General features: G+C 57.3%; 18 protein-coding genes and 1 pseudogene. 6 read left to right on the top strand and 13 right to left on the bottom strand.

Annotation, left to right across the window (positions count from 1 at the left end; all coding sequences use genetic code 11):
* Positions 1-7: 7 nt before the first annotated feature.
* From urtD to EnteroDNA1_RS02990, 6 genes are all read right to left on the bottom strand, one after another.
* Positions 8-805, bottom strand: coding sequence for an urea ABC transporter ATP-binding protein UrtD (gene urtD, locus EnteroDNA1_RS03015; RefSeq protein ID WP_023311769.1), 798 nt, complete (start codon positions 803-805; stop codon positions 8-10).
* On the bottom strand, positions 805-1,878 hold the full coding sequence (urtC, locus tag EnteroDNA1_RS03010) for an urea ABC transporter permease subunit UrtC (protein WP_069302818.1): 1,074 nt from the start codon (positions 1,876-1,878) through the stop codon (positions 805-807). The genes urtD and urtC overlap by 1 nt, the downstream gene beginning before the upstream one ends.
* On the bottom strand, positions 1,878-3,452 hold the full coding sequence (gene urtB, locus EnteroDNA1_RS03005; protein WP_069302817.1) for an urea ABC transporter permease subunit UrtB: 1,575 nt from the start codon (positions 3,450-3,452) through the stop codon (positions 1,878-1,880). Before urtB ends, urtC begins: the two co-directional genes overlap by 1 nt.
* 22 nt (positions 3,453-3,474) lie before the next feature.
* Positions 3,475-4,746, bottom strand: coding sequence for an urea ABC transporter substrate-binding protein (gene urtA / locus EnteroDNA1_RS03000; protein ID WP_033145526.1), 1,272 nt, complete (start codon positions 4,744-4,746; stop codon positions 3,475-3,477).
* Between the two features lie 202 nt (positions 4,747-4,948).
* A complete protein-coding gene (locus tag EnteroDNA1_RS02995) occupies positions 4,949-6,052 on the bottom strand; it encodes a cobalamin-independent methionine synthase II family protein (protein ID WP_064672492.1) in 1,104 nt (367 codons plus the stop codon).
* Positions 6,053-6,208: 156 nt separating this feature from the next.
* Positions 6,209-6,622 carry a rhodanese-like domain-containing protein gene (locus tag EnteroDNA1_RS02990; protein ID WP_047060853.1) on the bottom strand — a complete coding sequence of 138 codons (414 nt, stop codon included), beginning with the start codon at positions 6,620-6,622 and terminating at the stop codon, positions 6,209-6,211.
* 73 nt (positions 6,623-6,695) lie between these two features.
* On the opposite strand from EnteroDNA1_RS02990, the pseudogene ftrA reads away from it, so the two are divergent.
* Positions 6,696-7,702: pseudogene (ftrA, locus tag EnteroDNA1_RS02985) on the top strand (transcriptional regulator FtrA).
* 478 nt (positions 7,703-8,180) lie between these two features.
* Positions 8,181-8,717, top strand: a complete 537-nt coding sequence (locus tag EnteroDNA1_RS02980) for a dihydrofolate reductase family protein (protein ID WP_069302816.1) — start codon at positions 8,181-8,183, stop codon at positions 8,715-8,717.
* A gap of 164 nt (positions 8,718-8,881) precedes the next feature.
* Here the strand turns inward: EnteroDNA1_RS02980 and EnteroDNA1_RS02975 are convergent, their stop codons facing one another.
* A complete protein-coding gene (locus EnteroDNA1_RS02975) occupies positions 8,882-9,244 on the bottom strand; it encodes a hypothetical protein (protein ID WP_033145521.1) in 363 nt (120 codons plus the stop codon).
* 245 nt (positions 9,245-9,489) lie between these two features.
* On the opposite strand from EnteroDNA1_RS02975, the gene EnteroDNA1_RS02970 reads away from it, so the two are divergent.
* Positions 9,490-9,720, top strand: coding sequence for a DUF2554 family protein (locus tag EnteroDNA1_RS02970; RefSeq protein ID WP_039262502.1), 231 nt, complete (start codon positions 9,490-9,492; stop codon positions 9,718-9,720).
* Here the strand turns inward: EnteroDNA1_RS02970 and EnteroDNA1_RS02965 are convergent, their stop codons facing one another.
* Together EnteroDNA1_RS02965 and EnteroDNA1_RS02960 are read right to left on the bottom strand one after the other, a co-directional pair.
* Positions 9,721-11,685, bottom strand: coding sequence for a peptidase U32 family protein (locus EnteroDNA1_RS02965; protein WP_045888388.1), 1,965 nt, complete (start codon positions 11,683-11,685; stop codon positions 9,721-9,723). It abuts the gene before it with no gap.
* A gap of 80 nt (positions 11,686-11,765) precedes the next feature.
* The gene (locus tag EnteroDNA1_RS02960; RefSeq protein WP_033145518.1) at positions 11,766-12,293 is read right to left on the bottom strand and encodes a helix-turn-helix domain-containing protein; all 528 of its coding nucleotides are present in this window, start codon (positions 12,291-12,293) and stop codon (positions 11,766-11,768) included.
* 92 nt (positions 12,294-12,385) lie between these two features.
* On the opposite strand from EnteroDNA1_RS02960, the gene EnteroDNA1_RS02955 reads away from it, so the two are divergent.
* Positions 12,386-13,552, top strand: a complete 1,167-nt coding sequence (locus EnteroDNA1_RS02955; RefSeq protein ID WP_069302815.1) for a benzoate/H(+) symporter BenE family transporter — start codon at positions 12,386-12,388, stop codon at positions 13,550-13,552.
* Here the strand turns inward: EnteroDNA1_RS02955 and EnteroDNA1_RS02950 are convergent.
* Complete coding sequence (locus tag EnteroDNA1_RS02950) at positions 13,532-14,404, bottom strand: helix-turn-helix transcriptional regulator (RefSeq protein ID WP_032657103.1); 873 nt, start codon at positions 14,402-14,404, stop codon at positions 13,532-13,534. The two genes, EnteroDNA1_RS02955 and EnteroDNA1_RS02950, sit on opposite strands and share 21 nt — an antisense overlap.
* 173 nt (positions 14,405-14,577) lie before the next feature.
* Between EnteroDNA1_RS02950 and EnteroDNA1_RS02945 the strand changes: the two genes are divergently transcribed.
* Complete coding sequence (locus EnteroDNA1_RS02945) at positions 14,578-15,474, top strand: DMT family transporter (RefSeq protein ID WP_069302814.1); 897 nt, start codon at positions 14,578-14,580, stop codon at positions 15,472-15,474.
* A 34-nt stretch (positions 15,475-15,508) separates the two neighbouring features.
* On the opposite strand, the gene EnteroDNA1_RS02940 is transcribed toward EnteroDNA1_RS02945, so the two are convergent.
* Together EnteroDNA1_RS02940 and EnteroDNA1_RS02935 are read right to left on the bottom strand one after the other, a co-directional pair.
* Positions 15,509-16,183, bottom strand: coding sequence for a DUF3313 domain-containing protein (locus EnteroDNA1_RS02940; RefSeq protein WP_047060838.1), 675 nt, complete (start codon positions 16,181-16,183; stop codon positions 15,509-15,511).
* A 135-nt stretch (positions 16,184-16,318) separates the two neighbouring features.
* The gene (locus EnteroDNA1_RS02935; protein ID WP_069302813.1) at positions 16,319-17,914 is read right to left on the bottom strand and encodes an ABC transporter substrate-binding protein; all 1,596 of its coding nucleotides are present in this window, start codon (positions 17,912-17,914) and stop codon (positions 16,319-16,321) included.
* Between the two features lie 111 nt (positions 17,915-18,025).
* Between EnteroDNA1_RS02935 and pepT the strand changes: the two genes are divergently transcribed.
* Positions 18,026-19,255 (top strand): peptidase T, encoded by a 1,230-nt coding sequence (pepT, locus tag EnteroDNA1_RS02930; protein WP_069302812.1) that lies wholly within the window; start codon positions 18,026-18,028, stop codon positions 19,253-19,255.
* Here the strand turns inward: pepT and tehB are convergent.
* Positions 19,252-19,845 (bottom strand): tellurite resistance methyltransferase TehB, encoded by a 594-nt coding sequence (tehB, locus tag EnteroDNA1_RS02925; protein WP_069302811.1) that lies wholly within the window; start codon positions 19,843-19,845, stop codon positions 19,252-19,254. The two genes, pepT and tehB, sit on opposite strands and share 4 nt — an antisense overlap.
* Between the last annotated feature and the right edge of the window lie 77 nt (positions 19,846-19,922).

Here is a 19,922-nt window from a genome sequence, read left to right as displayed (position 1 = left end):
TCGCTCCTTAGCGCCCCAGATAGACCTCAATCACCTGCTCGTTAGCCTGCACCTCGCGAAGCGAACCTTCCGCCAGGACGCGTCCCTGATGCAGCACCGTCACGTGGTCGGCGATGGTTTCAACAAAGCCCATATCGTGCTCCACCACCATCAGGGAGTGCTTACCCGCCAGCGTTTTGAACAGCTCGGCGGTGTATTCGGTTTCCGCGTCGGTCATCCCGGCGGCCGGTTCATCCAGCAGCAGCAGGTGCGGGTCCTGTACCAGAAGCATACCGATTTCCAGAAACTGTTTTTGCCCGTGCGAAAGCAGCCCGGCGCGGCGGTCGCGCTCGCTGCTAAGGCGCAGCAAAACCAGCATCTCATCGATGCGGTCGCGCTGTTCACCGTTGAGTTTTGCCCGCAGGCTCGCCCAGACGGATTTATCGGTTTTCATGGCGATCTCCAGGTTTTCCCACACCGTCAGCGCTTCAAAAACCGTGGGCTTCTGGAATTTACGGCCGATCCCCTGGCGGGCAATGGCCGCGGGCTCCAGCGCGGTCAGGTCGATAGACTGATCGTAAATCGCCCTGCCGCTCTTTGGCCGCGTTTTGCCGGTGATGACGTCCATCAGCGTCGTTTTACCGGCGCCGTTGGGGCCAATCACGCAGCGCAGCTCGCCCACGCCGATATTCAGCGACAGATCGGTCAGGGCCTGAAACCCATCAAAATTGACGTTAATTGCCTCAAGCTGCAGCACCGGATCGGTCTGTTCACGGTAACGATCGCCGGGCAACTGGCGGGTGAATAACCCTTCGGCTGGCTGCATTATTTCTCTCCCTTTCGAAACAGACCGTAGACGCCGCGCGGTAAAAACAGCGTGACGGCGATGAAAATCAGCCCCAGAAACAGCTGCCAGTATTCCGGCATCGCGACGGTGAAGAAGCTCTTGGCGCCGTTCACCAGCGCCGCGCCAATCACCGGACCGACCAGCGTGCCGCGCCCGCCCAGCGCCACCCAGATTGCCGCTTCTATTGAGTTCGTCGGCGACATTTCACCGGGGTTGATAATGCCCACCTGCGGGACGTACAGCGCCCCCGCCAGGCCGCACAGCACGGCGGAGAGCGTCCATACCAGCAGCTTGAACCCGCGCGGATCGTAGCCGCAAAACGTCAGGCGGTTTTCGGCGTCGCGAACGGCGGTCAGGATGCGGCCAAACTTGCTCTTCGCCAGCGCAAATCCGGTGCCCAACGCCAGAAGCAGCAACAGCACGGTCGCCAGAAACAGCGCGATACGGGTGGTCGTTTCCGTTACCGAAAACCCGAGCAGCGTGGTGAAGCCGGTAAAGCCGTTATTGCCGCCAAAACCGGTTTCGTTGCGAAAGAACAGCAGCATCCCGGCATAGGTCAGCGCCTGGGTCATAATCGAGAAATAGACCCCTTTGATCTTTGAGCGGAAGGCGAACCACCCGAACACCAGCGCCAGCAGGCCCGGCACCATCACAATCAGCACCAGCGCCCAGGCAAAATGCTGGGTTCCCCACCAGAACCACGGCAGTTCGCTCCAGGAGAGAAACGACATAAACGCGGGAAGACCGTCACCCGCAGCCTGACGCATCAGGTACATGCCCATCCCGTAGCCGCCCAGGGCGAAGAAGATGCCGTGCCCAAGAGAGAGCATCCCGGCGTAGCCCCACACCAGATCCAGCGCCACCGCAACGATGGCATAGCAGAGGATCTTGCCAATCAGCGTCAGCATCCAGGTCGACAGCGCCAGCGGATGCGTCGCAGGCAGTAAGGCGAAAAACGGTAATATCAGCAGACACACCACCAGCAGGCTGCCTGCAAGTTGCGTTGTGCGCGGCGCTTTGCGCGCCATCGTTAAGGTCAGCGGCTGGCTCATCAGTCAATCACCCTCCCTTTCAGCGCAAACAGCCCCTGAGGGCGTTTTTGAATAAACAGCACGATCGTCACCAGAATCACGATCTTGCCCAGCACCGCCCCCATCTGCGGTTCAAGAATTTTATTGAAAATACCCAGACCAAACGCCGCGGCCACGCTGCCTGCCAGCTGGCCTACGCCACCGAGCACGACCACGAGGAAGGAATCAATAATGTAGCCCTGACCCAGCTCCGGCCCGACGTTACCGAGCTGCGATAGCGCCACGCCGCCTAACCCGGCAATTCCTGAGCCAAGCCCAAACGCCAGCATATCGATGCGGCCTGTCGGTACCCCGCAGCAGGCGGCCATGCTGCGGTTCTGCGTCACCGCACGTACGTTCAGCCCCAGACGGGTTTTATTCAGAATGAGCCAGGTAAAGAACAGCACCAGCAGCACGAAGCCCAGCACCACGATGCGGTTCCACGGCAGCGTCAGGTTGGCAAAAACCTGCACTCCGCCGGAGAGCCATGCCGGGTTGGCCACCTCCAGGTTCTGGGCGCCAAAGGTCATGCGCACCAGCTGGATGAGCATCAGGCTGATCCCCCACGTTGCCAGCAGCGTTTCCAGCGGACGACCGTACAGATGGCGGATCACGGTGCGCTCCAGCACCATCCCGATGCCCGCCGTCAGGCAGAACGCGACCGGAAGCGCGATAACGGGATAGAGCGCCAGCCACTGGGGCGCAAGCCCGGCCATTGCCTGCTGCACCATCCAGGTGGCATACGCCCCCAGCATCAGCATCTCACCGTGCGCCATATTGATGACGCCCAGCAGGCCGTAGGTGATGGCAAGCCCCAGCGCCGCCAGCAGCAGCACCGACCCCAGAGAGAGCCCCATGAACGCCTGGCCCAGCAGATCGCCCCACATCAGTCGATGCTGGATCTGGCTCAGACTCTCCTGCGCGGCGGCGCGCACCCCAGCATCCGGCTCTGTCTGTGCCTGGGTAAACGGGGTAAGTCTGGACTCCACGTCCGGATCGTCGGACTGCCCTAATAACTCGACGGCCTTGCGGCGCACCTCTGCCTGCGGGCTGGCTAGCTGGAGATTCGCCACCGCCAGTAAAAGCGCCTGACGTGCCACCGCGTCCGTTTCATCGTTGACCCGCTTTTCCAGAAAAGCGAGCATTCCGGGCTGGGCATCACGCTGAAGCTGACGGGCTGCGGCCCGCCTTTCTGTGACACTGTCACTCACCAGCTGATGCGTAGCGATGGCCGTGGCGGCCAGCACGCGCAGCCGGTTGGTCAGACGAACGGCTTTGGCTGGCCCTTCGGCCGCCTTAGCGTCACCGAGCGAGACCATTTGACCGTTGCGCTGCGCAAAGGCGTGCTTTTGGCTGTCGGTATAGAGGTTTTCTTTTTGCAGTGCCTGCAGCAGCGGCAGCCTTACCGGATCCGGCGCGACGGCCCACTGCGTCAACAGTTCCGCCTGCTGGCTGCGGCTGGCGGCAACAAAACGATCGGCATCCGATGCCTGCGCCATCCCTGGCAGCAGTCCGGAAAGCCATACAAGAGCGATGAACATGCGCATGGCGTTCATGACGTTTCTCCCTGGTGATGGCTTAGTTGCTGGCGGTTTTCATCGGCTGGTCGGGCTTTTTATCGTTACCGGCGATGAACGGGCTCCACGGCTGGGCGCGTACCGGCTGTTCCGTCTGCCACACCACGTTGAACTGACCGTTGCCTTCGATTTCACCGATCATGACCGGCTTATGCAGATGGTGGTTGGTGGCATCCATGGTGAGCGTAAAGCCTGACGGCGCCTTAAAGGACTGGCCGGCCATCGCCGCACGCACTTTATCCACGTCGGTTGTGCCCGCTTTTTCCACCGCCTGCGCCCACATATGGATCCCCACGTAGGTCGCTTCCATCGGGTCGTTGGTCACCACGGTATCGGCGTTCGGCAGCTTGTGCGCTTTGGCATAGGCTTTGTAATCCGCCACGAAGGCCTGGTTGGTCGGGTTATCCACGGATTCAAAGTAGTTCCACGCCGCGAGGTTGCCGACCAGCGGTTTGGTGTCGATCCCGCGCAGCTCTTCTTCACCCACGGAGAACGCCACCACCGGCACGTCGGTTGCCTTCAGACCCTGGTTAGCCAGCTCTTTGTAGAACGGAACGTTGGAATCGCCGTTGATGGTCGACACCACGGCGGTTTTGCCGCCCGCGGAGAATTTCTTGATGTTGGCGACGATGGTCTGGTAGTCGCTGTGACCGAACGGGGTATAAACCTCCTCGATGTCCTTATCCTCCACCCCTTTCGAATGCAGGAACGCGCGCAGGATCTTGTTGGTGGTGCGCGGATAAACATAGTCCGTACCCAGCAGGAAGAAGCGCTTCGCCGCGCCGCCGTCTTCGCTCATCAGGTATTCCACCGCCGGGATGGCCTGCTGGTTCGGCGCGGCGCCGGTATAGAAGACGTTTGGCGACATCTCTTCGCCTTCATACTGCACCGGATAAAACAGCAGACCGTTCAGCTCCTCGAAGACCGGCAGCACGGATTTGCGCGATACCGACGTCCAGCAGCCGAATACCACCGCCACTTTATCCTGACTTAACAGCTGGCGCGCCTTCTCGGCAAACAGCGGCCAGTTTGAGGCGGGATCCACCACCACCGGCTCCAGTTTTTTACCCAGCACGCCGCCTTTCGCGTTGATCTCGTCGATGGTCATCAGCGCGACGTCTTTCAGCGGCGTTTCGGAGATGGCCATGGTGCCGGAAAGAGAATGCATGATCCCCACTTTGATGGTATCGGCCGCCTGCACGCCAAAACTCATTCCCATCGTCACGACGGACGCGGATAACGCAAAGGCTTTTAATAAGGTACGACGCTGCATATTTTCACTCCTGAAAAAGAACGCTGTGCGAAAACGTCCGTTACGGCGTGGACGCGGAAAAAAATGTGTCAGCGAAGCAGGAGCAAAAAGGATGCCAGAATGGAGGTAGCGCTATTTCTGGAGGGGGAACGCGGGATGTAAAGAGAACGTCTCAGAATGGCACAGCGCTGCACTTTTATAATGCAGCGCTGTGGAAGAGGCTTTACCAGACTTCGCTGGCGATCTGCGTGACCAGACGGACTTTATCCCACTGCTGGGATTCGCTCAGGCTGTTGCCCTCTTCGGTAGAGGCAAAGCCGCACTGCGGGCTGAGGCAAATTTGCTCTTTTGCCACGTATTTCGCCGCCTCTTCCAGACGGGCTTTAATCCCCTCCGGGTTCTCCAGCTCGCCGTTTTTCGTGGTGATCAGGCCCAGCACCACCTGCTGCTTGCCCGGGCGAACGAAGCGCAATGGCGCGAAATCCCCGCTGCGGTCGTTGTCGTATTCAAGGAAGAACGCGTCAACGTTGACCGTCCCGAACAGCACTTCCGCCACCGGCTCATAGCCGCCTTCGGAAATCCAGGTTGAACGGAAGTTACCGCGGCAGACGTGCAGGCCGATGGTCAGATCGTCCGGCTTGCCTTCCAGCGCCTTGTTCAGGACACGGGCATAGATGCGTGCCAGCTCATCGGCATCGTCACCGCGCTCGCGGATCTGACGGCGCTGATCGTCCGAACAGAGATAGGCCCAGACGGTGTCGTCCAGCTGCAGGTAACGGCAGCCCGCGTCGTAAAATGCGCGGATGGCGTCGCGCCAGGTGGTCGCCAGATCGTCGAAATAGTCATTCAGATCCGGGTAGACCGTCGCATCGATGTCTTTACGGCCGCCGCGGAAATGGAGCACGCTCGGGCTGGGAATGGTCATCTTCGGCTGAGCATTGCCGCTGATGCTTTTCAGGTAACGGAAATCTTCGAGCATCGGGTGGTCGCCAAAGCCCAGCTTGCCGGTGACGCGCACGCCGTGGGCTTTGGTTTGTACCCCGTTGAACTGAATGCCCTGCTGCGAATCGTAACGCTCAACGCCCTGCAGACCGTCGAAGAAGTCGAAGTGCCACCAGGCACGGCGGAATTCACCGTCGGTGACCACATGCAGGCCGCACGCACACTGCTGCTCAACGACGTGGCGAATGGCATCATCCTCTACCGCGCGAAGCTGTCCGGCGTCAATTTCGCCGCTGGCGAACTTCAGGCGAGCCTCTTTGATGGCATCCGGGCGTAAAAAACTGCCGACTACATCGGCGCGGTACGGGGCGTGCTGTCGTTGCATGGAAATCTCCTCAGTCTGCCGGCGATAATTGCCAGCAGTGATAATTCATTATTTGAATATTTAGACTTCTGGATGTCTAAATGTCCAAAAAAGATGTCATACCTGTCCTGTTCCGGCAAACGAGAAAATTTCACGGGTGTTGAAAAAAATTCATCTTCACAGGGCGACGGCGGTTTCGCTGCTGGCAAAGGCGAACTTTTCATCCTCCCAGCCGGTGATCCCCCCGAGCATGATTTTGACCGGCAGCCCGAGGCGCGCCAGCTTCAGCGCGGCTCTGTCCGCGCCGTTACAGTGCGGCCCTGCGCAGTAAACGACGAACAGCGTGCCTTCAGGCCATTGGGCCATGCGCTCGGCGGTCATCTGGCTCCGCGGCAGGTGCAGTGCGCCGGGCACGTGACGGCGGGCAAACTGCTCCGGGCTGCCCACCACGTGCAGCAGCACGAAGTCCTGCTCATTATTGGCGATGGCGTGATGCACATCCGCGCAGTCGGTTTCAACGCTCAGGCGGCGCAGAAAATGGGTAACGGCTTCCTGCGGCTCGGCAGCCGGAAATTCAGTAACATAGCTCATGATCCTTCCTCATCTTTGGCGTTTGTGTTAACACTACTCTATCCACAAATTCAGCCCGTGAATGCGTTCGCTTATGCCAGAAAACAGCAAAAAGATGACAAACTTAAGACAAATTGCCCGCCCGCAGGTGGTCGTGCTGGCGTATGACGGTCTGTGTACCTTTGAGTTTGGCGTAGCGGTGGAGATCTTCGGCCTGCCGCGTCCCGAGCTTGGCGATGAATGGTATCGTTTTGCGGTGGCGAGCGTGGACAGCGGTGAACTTCGGGCAACTGGCGGGATCCGCATCGTTACCGATGGTGATTTAAGCCTGCTTGCGTCTGCGGACCTGATTGTGGTTCCCGGCTGGCGGGGGCTGGATTCACCGGTTCCGGACGCGCTCTGCGAGGCACTACGCCAGGCCAGCGCGCGAGGATGCCGGCTGCTCTCCATCTGTTCGGGGGTGTTTGTGCTGGCCGCTACGGGGCTGCTGAACGGCCGCAAAGCCACAACCCACTGGCGCTACATCGACGCGCTTAAAGCCCGCTACCCTGACATCGACGTGGTTGAGGATGTGCTCTACCAGGACGAAGGCGATATTCTGACGTCCGCGGGCAGCGCGGCGGGAATCGATCTCTGTCTGCACGTGGTGCGGCGGGATTATGGCATGGAAACCGCCAACAGCGTGGCGCGTCGGCTGGTCATTCCCCTCACCGGGATGGTTCACAGCCACAACAGCTGAGCCGCCCGGTAGCCCAGCTGCGGGAAAGCCAGCGTCTCGGCCAGCTGTTTGACTTTCTGCACACGCATCTTATCGAGGCGCACAGCGTCGACTCCCTGGCGCATCGGGTCGGAATGAGCCAGCGCACCTTCCTTCGTCGCTTCGAGGCGGCAACGGGGACGACGCCCGCGCGCTGGTTAATCAATGAGCGCCTGCTGAGAGCAAAAGATTATCTGGAAAGCAGCCGGTTGAGCATCGACAGCATCGCTGAACAGACCGGGTTTGGTCAGGCGTCGACACTGCGTCATCATTTTCGCCAGCAGTTCGCGCTTTCCCCGGCTCAGTATCGCAAACAATTTTCACGTCCGGGTACTGCCCGCTAACGGTTGAGGGTTCCCCACAAAATAATGCCTGCACGGACGCCCCCCTCTCCCTTGAGGGAGAGGGCTGGGGTGAGGGGGAACATACGGCTCTGGTGGTCATTCCGTTCACTTTATGTTCCTTGCTATTCTTTAACGACATAACCTGTGAACGTGCCAGGGTGGCTCAATCGCCACCACCCTGGCGACCCGGGCTCCCGGCGGTAAATCGCCGCTTCGCGGTGCCCTCAGCTTATTCCTTCAGGCTATCGGGTCGGGCATGAGCCTGCATCCCTGCAGGCCACGCCCTCTCGGCGCATCCCTGCGCCTCGCCCCTGCCTTATGGAAACGCTTCGGCGATTTACAGCCGGACCAGGGCATCGCTGTAAGTCTGTCATTATTCTGAAGACAGTCTTATTGCTTCAGAATACACGTTTACAAAGGGGCCCCTCTCCGCTAAGAGGAAGATTCATTTTTTAATTTTCGTAATACGGAGCACCTGATGGTCACTACACACGTTTTTATCGCGGTTAGTCTTGATGGCTACATCGCCCGACAGAATGACGATATCGACTGGCTGCTGCAGCGAGACGATCCCGCAGAAGATCATGGCTATGAGGCGTTCATCGCGGACAAAGAGTGGATCGTGATGGGCCGGGGTAGCTATGAGAAGGTACTGACCTTTGACGCATGGCCTTATGAACGGCCCGTGCTGGTACTCTCCCGACAGCTGGCCGGTACGCCCGTGCCGGAGGCGCTGAAGGGAAAAGTGCAGTTCTCTTACCGCACGCCAAAGGAGGTGCTGGACGATCTCGCTGCGCAGAACGTTCATCGGGTCTATCTCGATGGCGGACAGGTGATCCAGTCATTCCTGCGCGAAGGGCTGGTGGCCGATATGGTGATCACGACCGTTCCTGTCCTGCTCGGAGCGGGAAAACCGCTGTTCGGAACCCTTCCTCAGGATATCGATTTAACGCTTGTATCAAGCCGCAGTTTCCCCTCGGGTCTGGTGCAGTCACATTATCGGCTGATGCCATAAAACCATCGCGACGGCCTGCGCAAAAAAAAACCGCCAATAACTGGCGGTAAATGCTTGCATGGATAGATTTGTGTTTTGGTCTCTACGTCCCGACACTCCGTGGCCGGGCTGCGGATCCCTTACAACCTAACACCTGTTGCCTTAACGAACGCTAAACAACCTTATTAACCTGCATGGGTATTGATCTGCAAATAACGCATAAGCCCCTGCTCAGCGCTCTGTTTTGCGTCGTCATTAAGGGCTTCAAGATAAAAGGAACGGGCGACACCATAAGGTGCTTTTTCAGAGGGATACACCGCAAACTGGAATGTTTTTCCTCTTGCCTGATGAGTACAATCTAATTCCCAGCGCCGATCGTTTATTTTTTTGCTGGAGCAGGCAACGCCACCATAATCGCTGGTTAAATAGGAACCCACGCGAATTTCCGCAGAACGAATGTATTCTGGTTCGTCATTACCTGCATAACGAATCCCTGCCGCGGCCACAACAGCAACCGCCAGAAGCGCAAGCGCTATTATTTTTTTCATTTAGAAATGACCTGTTCCTTAGCCAGAGACTAACTATTATATAAGGTTTATCCTTAATGCAAATATCTAATTGAGGTCCAGAAATGATACTTTACAAAGCGTCATGGTTTTTTTAGGAAATATCTTAACCGTAATTCCGAACCCACATTATTTGACATTTTCTTTTCGCTAATTTTAATTTTTGAATAATAACCCTAAAAAATAATCGACATGATTATCCCGCATTCTTTTTCAGCGGTGAATCCATGATTAAAAAAGGGTTATCTTTCGTCATGCTTATCTGTGCGCTGTTTTCCGGCCAGCTTATGGCCGGGCACAAAGGACACGAGTATTTGTGGGTCAAGAATGTGGCGCATCAGCTTCGTCATGAAGCCGACAGCGATGAGTTGCGAAGCGCTGCGGAAGAGTCGGCGGAGGGTTTGCGCGAGCATCACCTGTGGCAGAAGTCGCGCAAACCGGACACGCACGTTCGGTAATTAGCTGCCCTTGCGTTTCGGCAGCGTTTTCATCAGATCGTCCGGACTGACGGACGCCACGATACTGCCGGGCTGCGGCATTTTGAAGATGTGGTTTTTCATCTTACCAATCACATGCATTTCGCAAGGACGGCAGTCGAACTTGAGGGTCAGAACCTCATCGCCGTTTACCAGCTGCATGGGGGTGGCCTTCCAGCTCTTAATGTTCCCTTTCGCCTGCTTAGGACACAGGTTAAACGCAAAGCGCAGGCAGTGCTTGGTGATCATCACCGGCACATCGCCCTTCTCTTCATGCGCTTCATAGGCTGCGTCGATCAGCTGCACGCCGTGGCGATGATAGAATTCACGCGCTTTATGGTTGTAGACGTTGGCGAGGAAGGATAAATGGGTGTCCGGGTAGACTGGCGCAGGTACGGTTTCCGCTTTACGGCTTCCGCGCGGATACTGCGCCAGGCGCGCGGCATCCAGCATCTCTGCCGTTTCGCGGCGGAACTGGTTAAGCAGGCTGTTCGGCACGAACAGCGCGTCCGGCAGCGCCACGTCGATCGCACGCGCGTAGTAGATCGTCTGGCCCAGCTTCGCCACGCCATCCTTCAGGCTGTTAAGCGCTTTTTCGGCGTTGTTTGCCACCTCGAAATGACCATCGAGCGTATGCGTCACGCTGATGCCGTCTTCGCAGGTCATGGTCAGAATCAACTGCTCTTCCCAGCCGCCCAGCTCAATGTCCACGGCGATACGACGTTCGCTGGAGGTTTTCAGCAGCGCCTGCTGCCAGTTATGATCGAGATTACGGTTAAGCGCCGCGTTCGGCCGCGCCTTGTAGAGATCGGCGGGCATTTCATTCGGCCAGACGCGGTAGCGGTTCTCGCCGGTTTTCTCGACCGTATTGGCACGGAAGCCTACGACCTCACGCTTAATCATCACGTTAAGGCCATCTCCGTTCGCCAGCGGTTCCGTCACTTCGACATCAAGGTGATCTTTCGCCACTTTCAGCACTTCGCCCACCGGTAAACCGATAAACTTCGGTGAGTCAAACGCGCCGATATCCCCTTTACGGGCATTCACAAAATAGTCCGTGCTGCCGCGGTGGAACGTTTTGTCCGTCGACGGAATAAAGAAATGTTCGGTGCGCCCGGCCGACGCGCGCGCCAGGTTGCCGCGATCTTCGATGATGGCGTCCAGCATCTGGCGATAGTGCGCGGTGATGTTCTTCACGTAGCTCATATCTTTGTAGCGCCCTTCAATCTTGAAGGAACGCACGCCCGCGTCGATCAGCGCGCCCAGGTTGGCCGTCTGATCGTTATCCTTCATGGAGAGCAGGTGTTTTTCGAACGCCACGACGCGGCCCCGATCGTCTTTCAGGGTATACGGCAGGCGGCAGGCCTGAGAACAGTCGCCGCGGTTGGCGCTGCGGCCCGTCTGCGCGTGGGAAATATTGCACTGACCGGAGTAAGCCACGCACAGCGCGCCGTGGATAAAGAATTCGATCGTCGCGTCTGTCGCCTGGTGAATATCGCGGATCTGATTCAGGTTCAGCTCGCGCGCCAGAACGATCTGCGAAAAGCCGACGTCGGAGAGAAACTTCGCCTTCTCGACCGTGCGGATATCGCACTGGGTACTGGCATGCAGTTCAATGGGCGGAATATCCAGCTCAAGCACGCCCATATCCTGGACGATCAGGGCATCAATGCCGGCCTGGTAGAGATCGGTAATCAGACGTTGCGCAGGCTCCAGCTCATCATCATGAAGAATGGTGTTCAGGGTCACGAACACTTTCGCCCCGAAGCGGTGGGCGAACGGCACCAGTTCAGCAATATCGCTCAGGCTGTTGCTGGCGTTATGGCGGGCACCGAAGCCCGGGCCGCCAATGTAGACGGCATCAGCACCATGAAGGATCGCTTCACGGGCAATGGCGGCGTCGCGGGCCGGGCTTAAAAGTTCAAGATGATGGGATTGCAGGCGCATACTTCGTCGTTATCCGTTATGGTCAAAATGGCGGCTATTGTAGTCAGAAGTATGCGTCAGCGAAACAGTTTTGCGTAGCGTCAGCGGGGATAATGAATCAGGGAGTGAAAATGCACCGTCCGGTCGCTGCTGTTGCGGTAGGCGTGCGGTTTATCGCCGGCGAAACGGACGCCCGAATCGGCAGAAATCGTCTGCCACGTGTCGTCAATCTTCATCTCCAGCTCGCCGCTGACCACCACCACATGTTCAATCACCCCGGCCTCATGCGGCGTGGATTCACTCAGCGCGCCGGGTGCCAGCGTGATGGAGAAATAATCAAACCCGAGCGTCTCGTCCCACGGAAAGAGCGGTTTGACCACCATCGCCTGCTGCTGCGGGTCAAACACCGCCTGCCGGTCCGCCGCTGGCGTGATGAACGCGGAAAACGGCACGTTCAGCCCGGTGGCTATTTTCCACAGCGTCGACACCGTCGGGCTGGATTCATTGCGCTCGATTTGCCCCAGCATCGCTTTTGACACGCCGGTCTCGTCCGCGAGCTTCGACAAACTCCAGCCGCGCGCCTGGCGCAGCGTTTTCAGCGTTGTTGCAAGGTGTAGTGTGATGTCCATAGTCCCTCCTGATGGCGATCAGCATACCACTTGTACGCTATAGCGCACAGTGTTACCTTATATCGGACGTTATAACGCACAACGGAGTTTTCATGCGCCCTTCCTCTCACTTTGTTCCAGTCGCCCTTGCTGGATTTGTCGCCGTGCTGGTCGGTTACGCCAGCTCGGCCGCCATCATCTGGCAGGCTGCCGCGGCGGCTGGTGCCAGCGCACAGCAGATCGCAGGCTGGATGACCGCGCTGGGGATTGGGATGGGCGTCAGCACGCTGGCGCTTTCCTGGTGGTACAAAGCGCCGGTGCTGACCGCCTGGTCAACGCCCGGCGCGGCGCTGCTCGCCACCAGCCTGCACGGCGCAACGCTGCCGGAAACGATCGGCGTGTTCATCTTTGCTAACGCGCTCATTTTACTTTGCGGCATCACCGGGCTCTTCGCCCGTCTGATGAGGCTGATCCCCCATTCGCTTGCTGCCGCCATGCTGGCAGGCGTGTTGCTGCAGTTTGGCCTGCACGCGTTTGCGCACCTTGAGGGGCACTTTCTGCTGTGCGGCAGCATGATTGCGGCGTGGCTGATAGCAAAAGCGCTGGCGCCGCGCTACGCCATCGTGGTCACGCTGCTGGTCGGCGGTATCGTGGCATGGGCGGGCGGTGACGTTGTCACTGATAAGCTCACGCTCTCGCTTGTGATGCCTGAATTTATCGCCCCCACGTTCACCTTCACCAGCCTGGTGAGTATTGGCGTGCCCTTCTTCCTGGTAACCATGGCCTCACAAAACGCGCCGGGGTTCGCCACGATGAAGGCCTCCGGTTACCCGCTGGCGGTCTCGCCGCTTATCATCGTTACGGGAGCGCTGGCGCTGCTGTTATCCCCTTTTGGCGTCTTTTCTATCTGCATCGCGGCCATTACTGCCGCCATTTGTCAAAGCCCGGATGCGCATCCGGATGCCGGTAAACGCTGGCTGGCGGCCATCGCAGCAGGAGGATTTTATCTGCTGGCGGGGATTTTCGGCGGCTCGATTACCGGGCTGATGGCCGCTCTGCCGCTCAGCTGGATCCAGACGCTCGCCGGTCTGGCGCTGCTGGGCACCATCAGCGGGAGTTTATATCAGGCACTGAGCCACGATGCGGAGCGCGACGCGGCCATCGTCACGTTCCTGATGACCGCGAGCGGCGTCACGATCCTGGGCATCGGTTCGGCATTCTGGGGGCTGGTGCTGGGCGGCGTGTGCTATGCCCTGTTTTCACGCGCTCGCCGCGCGTAGCTGCGAAGGCGTCATGCCCGTCGCGCTGCGAAAGCGGTTGCTGAAGTGGCTGGCGGAGTTAAACCCGCAGGCAAGGGCGATGTCCGTTAGCGGCGTCGCCGTGTTCTGCACAAGGGCCTTCGCTTTTTCCATTCGCCTCTGCATCACGTACTGATGCGGCGCCAGCCCCGTCGACTGGCGGAACATGCGGGCAAAATGGTATTCGCTGAGGGCGGCCTGCGCCGCCAGTTCAGCCAGCGTCAGAGGCTGGCCCAGGTTCTCTTCGATAAAGGCCAGCACGTTACGCAGTACGAATGGCGATAGCCCGCCGGTGACGACCGGCAGCTTCCACTGAACGTTAGAGTAGTTTTGCAGCAGGTGGGTCAGGAGCAGCGTAGAGGCCGTGCTCAGGGTGAGCTGGTTGGCGTGCTGCTGCCAGTCGCAGCCGAGCAAAAACTGGCGATACAGCGCGGTGATTTTCGGATCGCTACCAAAAATGCGCTCGTCGAGCGTCAGCGAAAGCGGGCGCTTGTCCCAGATCTTTTCCCCCACGTCGCGCAGGTGTTCATCGGTGCAGTAGAGGTGCACAAACGACAGGTCATCACGGATATCCCACGTCGATTCGCTCTCTTTTGGCATCAAGCAGAAACGGTCCGGCCCCCCGCCGTTCTTCCAGCCGCCCGGCGTTTTTTGGTAGCTTTCGTAGCCGTCCGCCACGTACAGGCTCAGGGTATGGTGGTTACTTTTTACCGTTATCGTATCGTGCTTGTTGTACCACGCTGCCAGCTGAATGCCCGAATTCAGTGAGACGGTTTCCCGCAGGACCGCATTCTGTTGGCAAAGCGTTTCAAAGGTATCGTAAGCGTGAGACATGACCGTAAGCGCGTGATTGACTGGAATATCAGTCTAAGAAGAGTTGTCTCCCGTTGCCAGCCCCCGGGAAAGAAAAAAGCGCAAGATTTTGCAAGTCGACCGCAAGCCGGTGAAAGCCCCTGACCGATCTCAGCGGCATACTGCGGGCTTCCGTGGTTTGAGAAGAGAAAAATATGAACGCATTATTATACGGACTGGTGGTGGTCATCTGGGGAACCACCTGGATTGCGATTTTCCTGCAGCAGGGTCCCGTAGCGGCGCCCGTCTCGATTTTCTGGCGTTTCGCCGTCGCCAGCCTCACGATGATGGTGGTGTTAATCGCCCTGCGCCGCCTGCGCAAGCTGGCGCTGCGGGATCACCTCTTTTGTATGCTCCAGGGATGCTGCGTTTTCTGCTTTAACTTCTGGTGTTTTTACGCCGCAGCCTCGCACATCAACACCGGGCTGGAATCGGTGATCTTCTCCATGGCCGTGCTCTATAACGCCATTAACAGCTTTATTTTCTTCGGGCAGCGCCCGCCCGCGCGTTTCTGGACGGCGGCGGCACTGGGCCTGACTGGGATCGTCACCCTCTTCTGGGACGATCTGCTGGCCAGCGGCTGGAGCGCGTCGCTCCTGACCGGAATTGGTCTTTCCGCGCTCGGCACCTACGGCTTCTCGCTGGGCAATATGATCAGCATGCGTCACCAGCGCAGAGGCCTTGAAACCATGACCACCAACGCCTGGGCGATGCTCTACGGCACCCTGGTGATGGGCTGCATTGCCCTGTTCAGAGGCGACAGCTTCGCGCCTGAGTGGACCATCAGCTACATCGGCGCGCTGCTCTATCTGGCCGTGTTTGGTTCGGTGATTGCCTTTGGCGCCTACTTCACGCTGGTGGGACGTATCGGTCCGGGCAAAGCGGCCTACAGTACGCTGCTCTTCCCGCTGGTGGCGCTGACGATCTCAACGGTGTATGAAGGCTACGTCTGGCATATCAACGGTATCGTGGGATTATTGCTGATTCTGGGGGGAAATATGGTGATGTTTACCAAACCAGAAACCTGGTTCAGACGCTTACGAATGGCGTAAATAAAAAGGCCTGCATTACGCAGGCCGTTTTATTTTATTTCGCGGTCTTTTTCACATCAAACATGGTGGCGTCCGTCGCCATGTCATCAACAACCTGCTTCAGCGTTGCAAAGGTCATCGGCGTACTTTCGTTGGTCAGATCTTTACCTTCGCCTTTACGCACCACCTTCATGACCGGTTTGTTGGTGGCCGCATCGATCAGTTCGCCTTCAAAGAAGAGATGCGTATCCATGGTGCGATGCCCGGTTGCCATCTGCGTACCTGCTACAACCAGCGCGACCGGCACCACTTCATAGAACTGCAGACCTTCTTTCTGCGAACTCACCCCGGTAATTGCACCGCGGAAAATCAGGCTGTGTTTACCCGGCGTGGTCACGACTGGCTTACGGGTACCAATAGCAGTTTTCATTTTGTTATTGGTGTAATTCAACAGCTCATCAAGCGTTTTTTGACCAATTTGAGTGGTCGGTTTAGGCGCAGGATAATAAGTAATCGGCGTCCAGAGAATACTGTCGTAATTAGCTTCGTTATAGGAAGGATCAACCCAACGCAGCGTTGGTTTACCCGTCGCAGACGTCGTCTGCTGCAAGCCTGAATAGTCTTTTAAAAAGCCAGAATATTGCTCGGGAGCCGCGACTTTTGAAGAACAGCCCGCCAACGCCAACAGACCAGTAAGCACTGCAACTTTAAAAAAAGTTTGAGTACGCATGATAGTTTTCCATGTTATCTGCAAGTATGCATTTGAAGTTATAGCAAAAGACCGGCGGGTTTGTTGTGACAAAAAATGATGCGGAGAGCACAAATTGCGAAAAGACTGCCCGCAAGCGTGCCGGGCAGTGAAAAATTACTGATTTATATCCAGTTGCCAGAACAGATGTTTGCCAAACGGGTCAATTTCATAGCCCGTCACCTCCTTGCGCACCGGTTCGAAAATGGTTGAATGCGCAATCATCACCGCCGGCATTTGATCATGCATCATTTGCTGAGCCTCTTTATACAGCGCCACGCGTTTATCGCGATCGGTGGTTGATTTTGCTTCCGCAATAATGTTATCGAAGGGCTTATAGCACCATTTCGCCGAATTTGAGCCACCGTTTGCCGAGGTACAGGTAAATAGCGGGCCAAAGAAGTTGTCGGGATCGCCCGTTGCGGTCGTCCAGCCCATCAGCGCGGCCTGATGTTCCCCGCCCTTCACGCGCTTAAGGTATTCGCCCCACTCGTAGGTGACGATTTTGGTCTGTACGCCGATTTTCGCCCAGTCGGCCTGAATCATCTCCGCCATGCGTTTCGCATTCGGATTGTACGGACGCTGCACCGGCATCGCCCACAGGTCGACGCTCACGCCGTTGGCAAAACCGGCCTCTTTCAGCAGCGCTTTCGCCTTTTCAGGATCGTAATCGTAATCCTTAAGCTCGCTGTCTGCGCTCCAGACGCCCGGCGGCAGCAGGTTCTTTGCAGCGGTGCCGGTGCCGTGGAAAACCGCATCAATAATGGCCGGTTTATTGATGGCCATCGCCAGCGCCTGACGGACTTTTACGTTATCCAGCGGCGGCTTTTGGGTATTAAACGCCAGAAAGCCGGTATTCAGTCCGGCTTTGCTCATCAGGTTGATGTCTTTGTTCGCCTTCATGCGCGGCAGGTCCGCCGGGTTCGGGAACGGCATCACCTGACACTCGTTCTTCTCAATTTTGGCAAACCGCACGGAGGCATCCGGGGTGATGCTAAACACCAGCCGATCCAGCTTCGATTTCCCCTGCCAGTAGTCGTCGAACGCCGTAAACAGGATCCGCGAATCCTTCTGATACTGCGCCAGCTTAAACGGCCCGGTGCCTATAGGCTCCATATCCACCTTCTCCGGCGTGCCCGCTTTGAGCATCGCGTCGGCATATTCAGCGGACAGGATCGAGGCAAAATACCATGCCAGATCGGCGACAAACGGCGCTTCCGGGTGCGCCAGGGTAAAGCGAACGGTGTGGTCATCAACTTTATCAATGCCGGTAATCAGGCTGCCAAACTCCAGACTTTCGAAGTTGGAATAGCTGCCGTTAGAGACGTTGTGATACGGATGATTCACGTCTTTCTGGCGCATAAACGAGAAAATCACGTCGTCGGCGTTAAAGTCGCGGGTCGGCGTGAAGGATTTATTGCTCTGGAATTTGACGCCCTTACGCAGATGGAAGGTGTAAACCTTGCCGTCGTCGCTCACCTCCCAGCGCTCCGCCAGGCTTGGCACCAGCTCCGTGGTGCCGGGTTTGAAATCAACCAGCCGGTTATAGACCGGCACGGCGCTGGCGTCCACGCTGGTTCCCGAGGTGTATAGCTGAGGATTAAAGTTTTCCGGCGATCCCTCGGAGCAATACACCAGCGTTTTCGCGGCGACGGTGGAACTGACCGTGAGTGCAGCAAGCGCCAGCGTTATAGTTGTGAGTTTGCTTTTCATCATTTATTCCTGTCTTTTTAATTCGACGGCTAATTAATTCTTTTGCCATTTCATAAATAACATTAAAGTGATGTGGCAAACACCTGAAAAATAAATAAGGAATAAATCACTATGGGCTCGCCGCTTTCCAGACAATTAACGCACCGTTTTTTCCGCTATCTCGCGATCACCAGCCAGAGCGATCCCAAAGTCAAAACCCTGCCCTCAACGCCGGGCCAGCACGACATGGCGCGGGAGCTGGCGCAGGAGCTGGCACAGCTGGGGTTAGACGATATTGTTATTGATGAATTCGCCACGGTAACGGCGGTAAAAAAAGGCAACGTGCCCGGCGCGCCGCGCATCGGCTTTATTACCCATATTGATACCGTGGACGTGGGATTATCACCGGATATTCATCCACAAATATTAACGTTTACCGGTGAAGATCTCTGTCTGAATAAAGAGAAAGACATCTGGCTGCGGGTTAACGAGCATCCTGAAATTCTGGCGTATCCGAATGAGGAGATTATTTTCAGCGACGGAACCAGCGTATTGGGCGCGGATAATAAATCGGCGGTCACGGTGGTCATGACGGTGCTGGAAAACCTGACGGCGGAACATCAGCACGGGGATATCGTCGTGGCGTTTGTGCCTGACGAAGAGATCGGCCTGAACGGTGCAAAAGCGCTGGACCTTAAGCGCTTTGACGTCGACTTCGCCTGGACCATCGACTGCTGCGAGCTGGGGGAAATTGTCTACGAGAACTTTAATGCGGCAGCCGCTGAGATCCGCTTTACCGGCGTAACGGCGCACCCGATGTCCGCCAAAGGCGTGCTGGTGAATCCCCTGCTGATGGCGACTGACTACATCAACCATTTTGACCGCCAGCAAACGCCGGAGTGCACCGAGGGGCGTGAGGGCTATATCTGGTTTAACGGCATTCAGGCCGGGCAAAACGAGGCCATTCTTAAGGCCAATATCCGCGACTTTGACAAGGACAACTTTGCCGCCCGCAAGCAGCAGATTGCCGACGTAGCCGCGCTGGTTGCCGCCCAGTATCCAACGGCCAGGGTGGACTATCGCATTGAAGATACCTACAGCAATATCAGCAATGCGATTGGTGAAGACAGGCGCGCCATCGATCTGATGTTCGAGGCAATGGAATCACTCGGCATCACGCCGAAGCCGACGCCCATGCGCGGCGGTACCGACGGCGCGGCGCTCTCGGCAAAAGGGCTGCTCACGCCGAACTTTTTCACCGGCGCGCATAACTTCCACTCGAAGTTTGAATTCCTGCCGCTGTCGTCGTTCGAGGCGTCTTACCACACCGCCCTGCAGATCTGCCTGCTGGCCGCCCGTTAAGCGGGCTTGCGCGCCAGCATAGTGGCAAAGCGCAGCTTGATGCGGTTGCCGTTTTCGTCGGTGCGGTGCAGTTCGCCAACGTCTTCGTTGTATTTGAGCAACTCCCAGCCTTCGTAGTAGTTGCTCAGCTCACCGCTTTTGAACGCAAACGGAAAGCCGACGGTGCACGGGTAATCCGCCGTGTCCATCGCGGCAACAATCAGGTTGTAGCCGCCGGGCCTGGTGCAGCGCTGCATGTTGGCGATAAGTCCCGGGATGGTTTTTGACTCCAGGAACATCATCACCACGGTGGAGAGAATGAAATCGTACTCGCCGTCAAAACTCAGGTTGTTGAGATCTTTAATCGCCGTGTGGAGGTTATCGATCCCTTCTTCCGCCTTGATGCGCTCGATATTCTCGATGCTCATCGGGTTTTTATCCCACGCGGTCACCTCGTAACCGTTGGCCGCCAGATAAAGGCTGTTGCGGCCGTTGCCGCAGCCCAGATCAAGCGTTTTACCCGGTTTAATCTGTGCCGCACTGAACAGCACCTCTGAGTGGGTGCGGGTTAAGCCATATTTCTCTGTGAAGTAATTCTCGTCGACGGTCATTATTTTTTCCTGAGCTAGCATAACTGAAAGTGTATTTTGAATGCCATTTTAAGGCGTTTACCGTCTGGTTGCCAGCC

The organism is Enterobacter sp. HK169 (genome assembly GCF_001719105.1).
Taxonomy (GTDB): domain Bacteria; phylum Pseudomonadota; class Gammaproteobacteria; order Enterobacterales; family Enterobacteriaceae; genus Enterobacter; species Enterobacter asburiae_B.
This window is presented reverse-complemented; position numbering and strand designations above follow the sequence as displayed.